General features: G+C 49.5%; 1 protein-coding gene. It reads right to left on the bottom strand.

Annotated features, from left to right (window positions below; translation table 11 throughout):
* Window positions 1-120: 120 nt before the first annotated feature.
* Window positions 121-270 (bottom strand): Gfo/Idh/MocA family oxidoreductase, encoded by a 150-nt coding sequence (locus SB775_RS29200; RefSeq protein ID WP_410864719.1) that lies wholly within the window; start codon window positions 268-270, stop codon window positions 121-123.
* Between the last annotated feature and the right edge of the window lie 5 nt (window positions 271-275).

The following is a 275-nucleotide window of genomic DNA, read 5'->3' as shown; positions in this document are numbered from 1 at the left end:
GCTATACGTGCTCAGTCCAATTTTCATTTCATCCACCTCATTATTTGTTTTGTTGTGAATCGTTCTGCCATCTTCTGCGCCGTATTCGACTCGATCCCTCCCTTCCCGTGTAGAGAAGCTTTAGGAGAGGGGCAGCCTCATGATCGTTACAGCTTGTTTGGATTGATTGGACTCATAGGCGGCTTTGACAACCTCCAAGGTGCGCAGCCCATCCTCTCCTGTAATCGATGGTGCCCGTCCTACCTGAACACAATGAACAAAGTCTGCGATCAGCC

The sequence above is a fragment of the Peribacillus sp. SIMBA_075 genome, from assembly GCF_046534585.1.
The sequence above is the reverse complement of the archived record's forward strand: the minus strand, read 5'-3'. Positions and strand labels throughout refer to the sequence as shown.